The organism is Flavobacterium pectinovorum (genome assembly GCF_900142715.1).
Taxonomy (GTDB): domain Bacteria; phylum Bacteroidota; class Bacteroidia; order Flavobacteriales; family Flavobacteriaceae; genus Flavobacterium; species Flavobacterium pectinovorum.
Genome location: NZ_FRBX01000007.1, coordinates 27,429 through 40,828, shown reverse-complemented (window position 1 = coordinate 40,828; position 13,400 = coordinate 27,429). Strand labels below are relative to the sequence as shown.

At 35.9% G+C, this 13,400-nt stretch carries 9 protein-coding genes; 1 reads left to right on the top strand and 8 read right to left on the bottom strand.

What is annotated here, in order from left to right:
• Position 1: 1 nt before the first annotated feature.
• From BUE22_RS20610 to BUE22_RS20580, 7 genes are all read right to left on the bottom strand, one after another.
• Positions 2–1,036 carry a glycoside hydrolase family 43 protein gene (locus BUE22_RS20610; RefSeq protein WP_073397886.1) on the bottom strand — a complete coding sequence of 345 codons (1,035 nt, stop codon included), beginning with the start codon at positions 1,034–1,036 and terminating at the stop codon, positions 2–4.
• A 24-nt stretch (positions 1,037–1,060) separates the two neighbouring features.
• On the bottom strand, positions 1,061–2,494 hold the full coding sequence (locus BUE22_RS20605) for an MFS transporter (RefSeq protein WP_073397885.1): 1,434 nt from the start codon (positions 2,492–2,494) through the stop codon (positions 1,061–1,063).
• Between the two features lie 281 nt (positions 2,495–2,775).
• Positions 2,776–3,891, bottom strand: coding sequence for an endo-1,4-beta-xylanase (locus tag BUE22_RS20600; RefSeq protein WP_073397884.1), 1,116 nt, complete (start codon positions 3,889–3,891; stop codon positions 2,776–2,778).
• Between the two features lie 123 nt (positions 3,892–4,014).
• Positions 4,015–5,184 (bottom strand): mannonate dehydratase, encoded by a 1,170-nt coding sequence (gene uxuA, locus BUE22_RS20595; protein ID WP_089075931.1) that lies wholly within the window; start codon positions 5,182–5,184, stop codon positions 4,015–4,017.
• 116 nt (positions 5,185–5,300) lie between these two features.
• Positions 5,301–6,038, bottom strand: a complete 738-nt coding sequence (locus BUE22_RS20590) for an SDR family NAD(P)-dependent oxidoreductase (RefSeq protein WP_073397882.1) — start codon at positions 6,036–6,038, stop codon at positions 5,301–5,303.
• 17 nt (positions 6,039–6,055) lie between these two features.
• A complete protein-coding gene (locus BUE22_RS20585) occupies positions 6,056–8,218 on the bottom strand; it encodes an alpha-glucuronidase family glycosyl hydrolase (RefSeq protein WP_073397881.1) in 2,163 nt (720 codons plus the stop codon).
• Positions 8,219–8,564: 346 nt separating this feature from the next.
• Positions 8,565–9,596, bottom strand: a complete 1,032-nt coding sequence (locus BUE22_RS20580; RefSeq protein ID WP_073397880.1) for a LacI family DNA-binding transcriptional regulator — start codon at positions 9,594–9,596, stop codon at positions 8,565–8,567.
• Between the two features lie 232 nt (positions 9,597–9,828).
• Between BUE22_RS20580 and BUE22_RS20575 the strand changes: the two genes are divergently transcribed.
• Complete coding sequence (locus BUE22_RS20575; protein WP_073397879.1) at positions 9,829–12,456, top strand: beta-glucosidase; 2,628 nt, start codon at positions 9,829–9,831, stop codon at positions 12,454–12,456.
• Positions 12,457–12,555: 99 nt separating this feature from the next.
• On the opposite strand, the gene BUE22_RS20570 is transcribed toward BUE22_RS20575, so the two are convergent.
• A complete protein-coding gene (locus tag BUE22_RS20570) occupies positions 12,556–13,230 on the bottom strand; it encodes a 3-keto-disaccharide hydrolase (RefSeq protein WP_073397878.1) in 675 nt (224 codons plus the stop codon).
• Positions 13,231–13,400: the final 170 nt, after the last annotated feature.

Below are 13,400 nucleotides of genomic sequence, written 5' to 3'. Positions count from 1 at the left end.
CTTAATCTCCTGATCTTCTGATCCCGTACGGATCTATTGTAATAATTGAACCATCTTCGAGATAATCAATTTTAGTTACTTTCATACTTCGCAAATGCGTTACGCCTTTTGATAAACTCGAATCGTGGTAAAACAAATACCAGTCATCCTCAACTTTACAGATAGAATGGTGCGATGTCCAGCCCACAACCGGATTCAAAATGCGCCCCTGATACGTAAACGGCCCATACGGACTGTCTCCAATCGCGTAACAAATAAAATGCGTATCGCCTGTTGAATACGAAAAATAATATTTGTCATTATATTTATGCACCCACGAAGCTTCAAAAAAACGTCGGTCGTTGTCTCCGGCTAATAAAATTTCTCCGTTTTCATCAAGGATTTTAATCTCTTTTGGTTCTTCTGCAAACTCCAGCATATTGTCTGTAAGCAAGGCTACAATTGGTCCTAAAGCAGGTTCATTTGCAAGAGGTTCTTCCTGATTTGAATCGTAGGTATTGTTTCTGTATTTTTGAAGCTGTCCACCCCAAATACCTCCAAAATAGATATAATGTTTTCCATCTGCATCTTCAAAAACAGCAGGATCAATACTATAACTTCCTTTAATAGCTTCTGGTTCAGGCAAAAAAGGCCCAACTGGTGAATCACTTATTGCAACGCCAATCTGGAAAATTCCGTTAGCACGTTTCGCCGGAAAATACAAATAAAACTTTCCGTTTTTACAGGCCGCATCCGGTGCCCACATTTGTTTTTCGGCCCAGGCCACATCATCAACATGAAGCGCAACTCCGTTATCAACTGTTTCTGCATTAATGTTTTCCATCGAAAAAACATGGTAATCTTCCATTCCAAAATGATCACCATTATCGTTAAACGGAATCCCGGCATCAATATCATGCGACGGATAAATATAAATTTTACCATTAAAAACATGCGCCGACGGATCTGCGGTATAAATATGCGAAACCAAAGGCTGCGAAATGGCTTTTTTATTAATTTGCTCGAAATTAATTTGTTCAGTACTATCTTCAGGCATAGTCGTTTTTGTTTTATAAAATAATTAAGTTCTTCTTTCTTTTAAATCAGATTCAATCTGCACTTCCATATTTTTATCGATTTTATAGAAAAATAATAGCGTAACGCCAATTAAAAAAGGTATCGCGGGAAAAATACTTACCAATAATTTGATTCCGTTTATAGCAATCGCAGTTTGACCCGAAGCATTTGGCACATAATCAAAAAAGCCTAAAAACGAAGTGGTTAAAGCGCCGCCAATACTCAATCCGGCTTTTAAACCCACCATCATGGCTGAGAAAATAATAGCCGTTGCGCGACGGTTATTCAGCCATTCTGAATAATCGGCAACATCTGCAATCATCGCCCACAAAAGCGGAATCGTTATTCCGTAGAAAAATCCGTGCAGTATTTGTGAGAAAAACATAAAGCTGATGGCGTTTGCCGGAAAGAAATAAAATGCAATAATAAATAGGGTCGAAATGAATAAAAACAATCCGAAAATATTTCGTTTTCCGTATTTATCAGCCAGACTTTTAGATAAAGTTATTCCAACAATCATGAAGATAATTCCGCCAGCATTAAACAATCCGAAACCGGCAGAAACAGGATCGCTCCCAAAGTAATTCAGTTTTAAAGTGGATAAAACATCCAAAATGGGCTGGATAAAAATCGCCAGCTGATCTTTGTCTACATAATTTTCAAAATAATATACATAAGAACCGCCTTTCATTGCCAATGTAATGAATACCAATGTGGTAAGACTTAACATAATGACCCACGGTTTGTTTTTCATCAAATCGCTTAAGTCTTCTTTAATACTTGATTTTTGTTCCGGTTTTGGAATAATACGTTCTTTCGTAGTTAAAAATGTGATTAACAACATGATGGTTCCGATGATCGCTAAAACGGTCATTACCTTTTCTATACCAATGGCTTTGTCGCCATTTCCGGCACTTTTAATAATGCCCAGCATAAAAACCTGAACGAAGAATTGCGCAAACATTACAGCCACAAAACGGTACGCCGACATGCTGTTTCTTTCGCCCATATCGCCTGTAATAACTCCGCTTAAAGCAGAATATGGCAAATTATTACTCGCATAAAAAAGCAATAATAAAGTATAAGTAACAACGGCATAAATTACTTTTCCGTGGTAAGAGAAATTGGGCGTTGTAAAAGCCAGTAAGGCAATCGCACTAAGCGGAATTGCAGTTATCAAAATCCAAGGTCTGAATTTTCCCCATTTTGTGCGTGTTCTGTCTGCCAAAACACCAATAATCGGGTTGAAAACAAAAGCCGCAATTAAACCCACGACTAGCATAATTATAGAAGAATCTGTTGGCGATAAGCCGTAGATATCTGTATAAAAATAAGCGAGATACGTCATCAGGGTCTGGAAAACCAAATTTGCCGCGAGGTCACCTAAACTGTAGCCGATTTTTTCTTTAATGGATAATTTTTGTGAAATGTAATTCATTCTTGGTGTGGTTATTTTTTTAGTTAGTTGATTCCTGAAAAGGTATCTATTTTTTTGTCATTTTGAGAAACAAAAATAACATACAGAGAGCGACGTATTACATGGCTGTATTATATGATTTCTCGTTCCTCAAAATGACAAATTTGATAAAACAATCGGTTGTGTAAAATTATATAAAAAAACAGAATTCGCAAGTGCGTATTTAATTATTTCATTAAATCAAACAAAATACGCATTCGGTTGTGTACTTCGCAAAAAAAAGTTTTTTTTACGAGAAAATTTTATTGTTTTATTTCTTTTAATTGGATTACGCTGTTGTACGCTTTTTTGGGCTTTAAGTCTCTATCAAATAACAATGGGTAATTTGTCCTACCTTTTATAGGCCAGTCGTTTAACCAAGATTGTCCATCGTGAACGCCCCAAAACGTAACGCGGCTAATTTTGTCTTTATATTTTAAAAATAATTTAAAAATCGAAGCATAACGTTCTGCCAGTTTAACCTGCACAGAATCCGGAAGTGTTTTAGGATATGGATTCATTTTAGGATCTCCTTCAAATTTTTGGTTTACATCGGCACCACTAAAATCCTTTGGATTTGGCAAAACCGAAATATCAAGTTCTGTAAAAGCAACCTTGACACCAAGGGCAGAATACTCTAAAATACTTTTTTCAATTTCTTCTAATGATGGATAACCCAATTTCCAATGCGCCTGAATCCCTACTCCATCAATTTTGCCTCCGCCTGCCTTGATTTTTTTAATTAATGCAATATTTCCTGCTCTTTTTGCTGGTTCTTCATTATTATAATCATTGTAATACAAATCAACTTTAGGGTCTGCAGCAGCAGCCAATTTAAAAGCGTCTACAAGATATTGCTCTCCAAGTTTGTCCAGAAAAATTGATTTTCTTAAAGTTCCGTCTTCATTTAAAGCCTCATTTACCACATCCCACGAATCTATTCTGCCTTTGTATTTGGAAACAATTGTCGTGATATGATCTTTCATGAAAGCTTTCATTTCTGTGCTGTCCTTAATTTTTTGCATCCATGGCGCCAACTGACTGTGCCAGATCAAAGTATGACCGTGAATGAACATTTTGTTCTTTTCTCCGTAAGCAATAAATTTATCCGTGAGAGCAAAGTCGTATTTATCTTTTTGTGGATGAATAAACATCGATTTCATGATATTTTCTGCTGTAATCGCATTAAATTCTCTTTCGATTAAGGAATCTTCGTTAGCGTTTTTTTCTTCAATCTGATCAGCGCTCAGGGCAGTTCCAATATAAAAATCATTTTTATAGCTGTCTTTTAAGGAAACAACTTCTTTTTCTTTTTGTGCATTACAGCTGTTTAAAACTACAACAGACAAAAGCAGTAGAGAGCGGTTAAGTAATCTCATTTTATGTGGTTTAAGGTTAATAGTTAGTATGTAGTTGTTAGTACTTAGTTATTAGTAATTCTTGCTTCTTTATTCTATTTTCTATTTTCTAAACTATTGCTTCTTACTTCTTTCGATGATTGCTTACGCCAATTCTTTCAGCTTATAAGCAATACCCATTTCTAATCCTCTTAACTCAGCAAGACCTTTTAATCTTCCTGTTAAGGAATAGCCGGGATATGTTTCCTTGTCTTTATCCACTTCATGCAAAAAACCGTGATCGGGACGCATTGGCAGACTTATTTTTGTGGAATTCATTAGCAGTAAAATTTTCTCGACTATCCTTTCCATTTTGGTATCACCGTTTAAATGTTCTGATTCTCTGAAAATAGTTTCGCTTTCGCGGAAGGTGTTTCGAAGATGTAAAAAGTGAATTCGGTCTCCGCAATCATCTATAATTTTCTCCAGATTATTTTTCGGATCTGCTCCCAAAGAACCTGTACAAAAACACAATCCATTCGAATTAAAAGGAACGGCATTCAAAATAGCTTTAATATCTTCTTCGGTAGAAACAATTCTGGGCAATCCCAAAACCGAAAACGGCGGATCATCAGGATGAATGGCTAATTTAGCATCATGCATTTCAGCTACCGGAGCAACTTCTGATAAAAAATAAATCAGGTTTTCTCTTAGTTTTTGATTATCAATATTGGCATAATTATCTAATAAAGAGAGGATTTGTTCTGCCGTAAAATTGATTTTACTTCCAGGCAATCCCAATAAAACATTCTTAAAAAGTAAGTCTTTTTCGTCTTCAGAAAGTTTATCTCCAAACTTTAATGCATTTTCTTTTTCTTTATCAGAATAATCATTTTCAGCATTGGGTCTTTTCAGCAAAAAAACATCAAAATAAATAAAAGCTTCCTGATTGTATAATAGTGCTTTGCTCCCATCTTTATTAATAAAATTGTGCTCTGTTCGAACCCAGTCCAAAATTGGCATAAAATTATACGTGATGATTTTAATACCGCAATCTGCCAGATTTTTGATGCTTATTTTATAGTTTTCAATGTATTGCAGATAATTTCCGGTAGCGCGTTTTATTTCTTCATGAACCGGTAAACTTTCTACAACTGTCCAATCTAAACCTGCGTTTCTTATAATTTGCTGTCTTTCTTTAATATCTTCAACCGTCCAGATCTCGCCAACAGGAATTTGATGCAAAGCGGTAACAATTCCGGTTGCTCCGGCTTGTTTTATATCTAATAAACTTACGTTGTCATTTGGTCCAAACCAACGCATTGTTTGCTGCATTTTTATCATACTGAGTATTTTTTTTAATCTCGCAAAGTCGCAGAGTCGCAAAGTTTTTTCTTTTTTAAGCTTTATTTTAAATAAGTTGGCGACTTTGCGAGCAATTTCATAGGTTCTTAAAACCCAATACTATTTCCACCATCAACAGGCAAGACAGTTCCGGTTGTGTATTTTGATTCGCTCAGGGCGAAATAATAAACGGCATCGGCAATGTCTGATGGTTCTCCTAAAAAGCCCATTGGCGTTCTTCCCAAGACTTTGTTTTTTCTTTCAGGATCATTATCAAGTGCTGCCGAAGACATTTTTGTTTTTATAAATCCCGGAGCGATGCAATTGACACGAATACCAAACGGTGCCAGTTCGACCGCCATGGCTCTGGTCATCGATTCGATTGCGCCTTTACTGGCTGAATAGGCAATTACTTTTGGAATCCCGTATTGCGATGCCATCGAACTGATATTAACGATGCTTCCGCCATTATTTTCTTTCATGTTTTTTACAACGGCTTTACTCACGGCAAAAACACTCAAAAGATTGGTGTGAATTACTGATAGAAAATCTTCATCGGTAACATCTGTAAACTCTTTTTTTAGATTGATTCCGGCATTGTTTACCAAAATATCAATCGGGTTTTCTTTGGTTAGCTTTTCAATCATTGTTGGAATTCCGCCCAAATCATTTAAATCATAAATAACCGGAATGGCATTTTCGCCAATTTCCTTACATGCATCTTCTGTTTTTTCTTTTGATCTTCCAATTATATAGGTTTTAATACCGTTATCGCATAATTTCTTTGCTGTTGCAAAACCCAAACCCGAATTTCCTCCGGTTACAATTGCTGTTTTTGTGCTCATATTTTTTAATTTGAATATTAATTTCCCGGTGCAAAAGGAAATTTTAATGATTTAAAATAGTCCAAAGACTGTGTTGGTTTTTCGACGCCTAAAGGTAATTCCTTTTTTGAATATTGTTGAAAATACAGCAGACACGCATCCCGCCACCATTTTGCTTCTTTGTGCTGAATTTCTAATAACATCTGCACTTCTTTAAAACGTTCCTCATCAACATATTTCTGCGTTTTATTCCAGATATTTTGCATTGCTGCAACCTGATTTACACCTTCCTGATATTTTAAAGCTAAACCATTCCAAAGCGTTTGTCCGTTTTTCAATTTATAATCCCAGGAAACGTGATGAAACCATAACAAATCTTTTTCGGGACAAGTTTCGAGATTATCGAACATTTTCTCCACTTCGGGGGCGTATTGCGCTGTGGCATTTGTTCCGGTTTTTGATCGGTCGAAACCAATTCCGTTTTTATCTGCTTTATGATAATAAACGGGATTCCATTCTGGTCGTGACAAATTTGAAACCCACGGGCCCGGACCATAATGATGCCCAGTATCCATAATATGATGCAAACCAAGCGGTGTCATATAATTTACAACAGCTTCGCGCGATTGCATCATCATTTGTTTAACAGGTTTTATGAAGTTTTCATCGTTAGAGAATGTACATCGAAGCCACTCATCGGCAATGGTTTCTGAATCTAAATAGGGATTCCATGCTAGTCTCCCAAAGCCATACCAATTTGCCTGCGCAAAAGGATGCCCCGTCCAGTTTAGATCATTTCCGATGTTGGAAACGCCTGCAATTCCGGTTAGTTTTGTTTTGTTTAGAGATCCATCAATAACTTTAGCAACGGTTGTTCCTTTTCCTTTTTGATAGGTATCTGATTCTAAAACTTCCTGAAATAATTTTGGCAGAAAAACCAAATGTGTACTAAAACCCAGATATTCCTGAGTGATTTGAAATTCCATCATCAAAGGTGTTTTTGGCATCGCACCAAACATGGGATGAAAAGGTTCACGAGGCTGAAAATCAATCGCTCCGTTTTTTACCTGAACAATTACATTGTCTTTAAATTTTCCATCATAAGGCACAAATTCGGCATAAGCTTGTTTGGCTCTGTCGTTTGCATCATGTTCAGAATACACAAAAGCACGCCACATAATGACACCTCCAAAAGGCGCAACGGCATCGGCCAGCATATTGGCTCCGTCGACGTGGTCTCTGTTATAATTTTGCGGTCCGGGTTGACCTTCTGAATTTGCTTTTACCAGAAATCCGCCAAAATCGGGGATTCTTTTATAGATTTCTTTGGCTTTATTCTTCCACCAATTAATGACTTGGGCGTCTTTTGGGTCGGCTGTTTTTAAACCTCCAATTTCGATTGGTGCAGAAAATCTTGCTGTTAAATACACTTTTATTCCGTACGGTCTGAAAACGTTGGACAAAGCTTCTACTTTTTCTAAATATTGCGGCGTCAGGATTAATGCGTTTGCATTTACATTCGTCAAAACCGTTCCGTTAATCCCGATTGAGGCATTTGCACGAGCGTAATCAATATAACGCTGATCGATAAAATCAGGGAGTTTTTGCCAGTTCCATAACGAAAATCCGGCGTAACCGCGCTCTACAGTTCGATCCAGATTATCCCAGTGATTTAGTATTCTAATGTTTGTTTTTGGTGCATCAGTAATATTTAAATTTTGAATGGATTTATTGGTTTGCATTAATCTCAGGAAACTGTAAACACCATATAAAACGCCAATATCTGTTTTTCCTGTAATGACAAGCTGTTTTTTATTTTTTATGGAAATTGATTTAATAATAAAACCTTCGTCATTTATTTGATCGAAATTCCCAATTTCCTTTTGAATTTCAGGGGCTAAAGATTCTTTTGAACCAATAATAATATTATGATCTCCAGTAGTTATCGATTTATTTTCAAATTTCTTTCCCAACATTTCATCCAAAGCTGATTGCAATTCTGTAAAGGCAATTTGTGAAGTTTCCGATTTTCCCAGAGAAACAATTTCCTTAATGTTAGAAAGATATTCTGTTTTTAAATTATCGTTATCAACTTTATTGTATTGCAGCCATAATTTGTAATCTTTTTGAGCTGATGAAGACCAGCAAACTACAAAAAACAATAAAATAGATTTGAAAAAAGTTTTTTTAATATATGTCATTTTGCTTTTCTATCAATTTAAATTTAAAGTGCAAATCAGAAATTCTACTTAAAATCATATTATTTAGCAAAAAAAGTGCTAAAAAAATATAGTTTTAGAAAAAATAAGCTATTTGCAATCGGTTGTGCTAAAATACAAAAATATGGGAATAAAAAAATAAAAATTGATTTTTTTAATTAGGAAGCGCTTTAAACAACGCTGAGGAACATAGCCAACGGTTTCAACCGTTGGAAACAGAATCTGATTATCAATAGGTCTCCCAAGGTTGAAGATGAGAGACAAAATTTATATAAAAAAACCTGTCAATATTACTATCAACAGGTTTGTAATATAGTAAAAAGAGAAACTAAATCCTCTTAGAAGATTCACGTATAAGGACTTGTGTGTTTAAAAATGTAATTTCTTTAGCATCTTCTTCCTTAGCCGATTTAAGATTTTTGATAATTAGTTCGGCTGCGGCTTTCCCCATTTTCTCAGCCGGATGTGTTATAGTAGAAATATTTGGTTCAATAATTTTAGAAATTGGATCATCGTTAAAACCAATTACTGCAAACTCTTCGGGTATTTTAATTCCACGCTTTTTTGCTGTCTGCACCGCACTTACGGCAAGAATATCCCCAGGCGCAAAAAGACCATCGGGACGGATTTTTAAATCAAATAATTGATTACAAGCTTTTACGCCGTCTTCATACGTCATTTCTTTCAGGTTTATAATCAGCTTTTCGTCAACAGGAAGTTCGTGCTCTATTAAAGCATCCATATATCCCCTTTTTCGCTCATTATAAAGTGTACCAAATTCTGATCCGGCAGTTAAATGCGCGATTCTTTTACAGCCTTGTTCAATGAGATGTTTTGTTGCTTTATAACCTGCGAGATAATTATTGATGACAACTCTGAAAGTATCATAATCTCTGGGAACCCTGTCTACAAATACAAGCGGAATGTTATTATTGGAAAATTGTTTAAAATGAGAAGTATCTTTTGTTTCCATTGCAAGCGAGCAAATAACACCGCTTACCCTATTGCTATATAGTGATTTGGCCAAATTAACCTCCATCTCGTAGGAATCATGCGACTGCATAATAAGAACTGAGTATTCAGATTTTTGGGCTGTAATTTCGATACCACTAATTAAAGAGGATAAAAATGGCTGTGTTACTGTTGGAATTAAAATACCAATAGTCCTTGATTTATTTCCACGCAAACCCGCGGCCAAAGTGTTAGGCACAAAACCCATTTCCTTAGCTGTCTGTTTTACTTTTTTTATTGTCTTATCACTAATAGTATGATGATCTTTTAAAGCCCTTGAAATCGTTGATGTCGCAAGATTAAGCTTCTCCGCAATATCATATATCGTTACATGTCTGTGTTCTTCCATCATTAAAGTACTAAGATCGTAAATGTAATTATTTTAATGATACATCAATACATTCTGAAAGCATTTTGCATATTACAAGCACCTAATAGGTTGCCTGATACCATCTCATTTTTAAAAATATGTCACAAAACAGGATTTTTTTATTTTAAAAAAAAGTTATTCCTTTACACAATCGGTTGTTTGAAAACAAGTTATAATACTGTATATTTAATACTCCAAAAAACAAAAGCTTATGAGATCACCAAAATTCAAATATTTATTACTGCTGTTTATATCCTCTTATTGCTTCGCACAAGAAAAATCCGGAAAATTTCTATTTCAAGATCCAAACCTGACGTTTGAAGAACGGGTAGACGATCTGGTAGGTCGCTTGACATTGGAAGAAAAAGTATCACAGATGCTAAATTCATCTCCGGCAATTCCCCGTTTGGGAATAATTGCTTACGACTGGTGGAACGAAACCTTACACGGCGTTGCGAGAACTCCGTTTAAAACAACGGTTTATCCTCAGGCAATAGCGATGGCGGCAACATTCGATAAAAATTCTCTTTTTAAAATGGCCGATTATTCTGCTTTGGAAGGAAGAGCAATTTACAATAAAGCTTTGGAATCAAACAGAACAAACGAACGTTATCTGGGGCTTACTTATTGGACACCCAATATTAATATTTTTCGTGATCCGCGTTGGGGACGCGGTCAGGAAACCTACGGCGAAGATCCCTATTTGACCAGCATTTTAGGTGATTCATTTGTAAAAGGTTTGCAGGGCGATGATCCTAAATACTTAAAAGCAGCGGCTTGTGCCAAACATTATGCCGTACACAGCGGACCGGAATCACTGCGCCATACCTTTGATGTTGATGTAACGCCTTATGAACTTTGGGATACTTATCTGCCTGCTTTTCAAAAATTAATAACCGGATCAAAAGTAGCCGGCGTGATGTGTGCTTACAATGCTTTTAGAACGCAGCCGTGTTGTGCGAGTGATATTTTGATGACCGATATTTTACGTAATAAATGGAAATTTGATGGTTACGTAACCTCTGACTGTTGGGCAATTGATGACTTTTTTAAGAACCATAAAACGCATCCTGATGCCGAATCAGCTTCGGCAGATGCTGTTTTTCATGGTACTGATATTGACTGTGGTACAGATGCTTACAAAGCTTTGGTTCAGGCTGTAAAAAACGGAAAAATCAGTGAGAAACAAATTGATATTTCGGTTAAAAGGCTTTTTATGATCCGTTTCAGATTGGGCATGTTTGATCCTGTGGCAATGGTTAAATATGCGCAAACGCCTGCTTCTGTTCTGGAAAGTCCTGAACATAGCCAGCATGCTTTAAAAATGGCGAGACAATCAATGGTTTTGTTACGTAATGAAAAGAATGTATTACCACTTAGTAAAAAGTTAAAAAAGATTGTAGTTCTTGGTCCAAATGCAGATAATGCTATCTCAATATTAGGCAATTACAACGGAACTCCAAGCAAATTGACAACGGTTTTAAATGGTATTAAAGAAAAACTAGGCAGTAGTACAGAAGTGGTTTATGAACAGGCAATTAATTTCACCAATGACACTTTATTAGTATACCAGGATCTTAAAAATCAATACCATTACGAAGGAAAAGCAGGTTTTAAAGCAGAATATTTTGACAATGTTGATTTGTCCGGAAATCCTGCCGAAATAAGAATTGAACCTGAAATTAATAACTTTTGGCAGGAAGGCGAAGTTGTGGTTAAAAACATTAAGGCAAATCATTTTTCTGCCCGTTATACCACAAACTTTACTGCAGACAAAGACGGTTCTATAACATTCGAACTCAGCGCCGACGATGGTTATCGTTTTTTAATTGATGGAAAAGAAGTGGTAAACGCCTGGAAAAAAAACAGATGGGGAGAAAAAACATTTCAATTAACTACCAAAAAAAATACAGTTTATAAGCTAGTTCTTGAATATTGGCAAGGCGAAGGAAAAGCAAACGTTGCCTTACGTACAGGAAATTTTGTAAAAACTGATTTTGCAAAATTAACTGACCGACATAAAGATGCCGATGCATTTATTTTCGTTGGCGGAATATCACCTCAGCTTGAAGGTGAAGAAATGCCAGTTAATTTTCCGGGGTTCGCAGGCGGTGATCGTACCTCTATCCTACTTCCGGAAGTACAAACCCGACTAATGAAAGCACTAAAAACTTCAGGAAAACCAGTTGTTTTTGTGATGATGACCGGAAGTGCGATCGCGATTCCATGGGAAGCAGAAAATATTCCGGCAGTGCTTAATGCATGGTACGGCGGTCAGGCGGCAGGAACTGCAGTCGCTGATATTCTGTTTGGAGATTATAATCCGGCGGGAAGACTGCCTGTTACTTTTTACAAGGACGATTCAGACTTGCCAGCTTTTGTTGATTACAGTATGGATAATAAAACCTATCGTTATTTCAAGGGCACGCCGCTTTATGGTTTTGGATATGGTTTGAGTTATACTTCTTTTAAATATGATCCATTAACGATTCCTTCTAAAATAAAAAAGAATGAAACTGTTCCGCTCTCCGTAAAAATAACCAATACCGGAAAAATGGAGGGCGAAGAAGTTGCCCAATTGTATATCATCAATCAAAATGCAAACATTAAAACACCACTGAAAAGTCTAAAAGGATTTGAAAGGCTTAATTTAAAACCGGGCGAAAGCAAGACCATAACCTTTACTCTTTCTCCTGAAGATTTGTCTTATGTGACTGCCGAAGGAAATTTACAACAATATGAAGGTAAAGTTAAACTTGCTGTTGGCGGTGCCCAGCCAGATGAAAAAAATCAAATAAAAAGTAATATTGTGTCTCAAATTATTCAGATAGAAAAATAAAAAGCAAATTAAGCTGATTATATAACTATTTTATATTCCGAATATTAAAATACGGTTCCTCTGACATTCTGTGAATTTTGAGGGACCGTTTTTATTGTCTTATTCTTTTATCATAATGTTACGAAACCATACTTTGTTTCCGTGATCCTGCAAAGCTATTTTTCCTTTTTTGAATGTGCCAAAACCCGGCCATTCTGCAAATTTGCTTCCCTCGATCAATTTATTAAAATTAGCATCCCAAAGTACCGTCTCAACTACTACAATACCATTTAGAATTAGCGTTAGTTTTCCTTTTTTGCTTATCACTTCTGCAGTATTCCATTCTCCAACTTTTTTTACAGGTTCTGATTTACTTTGAATTAAGTCGTATAAATCTCCCGCACGATGTTTGGTGATTTTTCCGTCGGTATGACCGTCATTGTCCAAAACCTGCATTTCGAGACCTGTACTGTATGTGTTTTGGTATTTTGAAGGATCTTCTTTAACATAAAAAATAATACCGCTGTTACCGTTTGGTGCTATTTTCCAATCTAATTTCAAATGAAAATCTTCAAATTCAGTGTCTGTTACTAAATCCCCTCCTTGTCCATTTGCGGCTGCATCAGGATCAAAATACAAGACTCCATCTTCTACTTTCCATCCGGCTCCTGCCGAATTTTTACCATACGAATGCCAGCCTTTGGTAGTTTTTCCATCAAAAAGCGGTTTAAAACCTTTCTGTGCATGAATCTGTAAAAAAGACAAAATCAATGCTGCAATTATAACTTTTTTCATTTGTTTAAATTATTTATTTGTACTAAAAACAATTTTCTGAGTTCTTCTAAGATCCTTTCTTTTTCCGGCATTATAAAAATAACAAGTTTTAGGAGAAATTAGAAAATTAAAAGATACCTTAACAAAATCAGAAAACACATTAAATAAAATAGAGGCTGCTTCACAATTGT

Bases quoted from the DNA above. Each gene is read 5' to 3' on its own strand.
- uxuA (WP_089075931.1), bottom strand. From the start codon at position 5,184: ATGCAGCAAACAATGCGTTGGTTTGGACCAAATGACAACGTAAGTTTA.
- BUE22_RS20575 (WP_073397879.1), top strand. From the start codon at position 9,829: ATGAGATCACCAAAATTCAAATATTTATTACTGCTGTTTATATCCTCT.
- BUE22_RS20580 (WP_073397880.1), bottom strand. From the start codon at position 9,596: ATGGAAGAACACAGACATGTAACGATATATGATATTGCGGAGAAGCTT.
- BUE22_RS20585 (WP_073397881.1), bottom strand. From the start codon at position 8,218: ATGACATATATTAAAAAAACTTTTTTCAAATCTATTTTATTGTTTTTT.
- BUE22_RS20570 (WP_073397878.1), bottom strand. From the start codon at position 13,230: ATGAAAAAAGTTATAATTGCAGCATTGATTTTGTCTTTTTTACAGATT.
- BUE22_RS20600 (WP_073397884.1), bottom strand. From the start codon at position 3,891: ATGAGATTACTTAACCGCTCTCTACTGCTTTTGTCTGTTGTAGTTTTA.
- BUE22_RS20610 (WP_073397886.1), bottom strand. From the start codon at position 1,036: ATGCCTGAAGATAGTACTGAACAAATTAATTTCGAGCAAATTAATAAA.
- BUE22_RS20605 (WP_073397885.1), bottom strand. From the start codon at position 2,494: ATGAATTACATTTCACAAAAATTATCCATTAAAGAAAAAATCGGCTAC.
- BUE22_RS20590 (WP_073397882.1), bottom strand. From the start codon at position 6,038: ATGAGCACAAAAACAGCAATTGTAACCGGAGGAAATTCGGGTTTGGGT.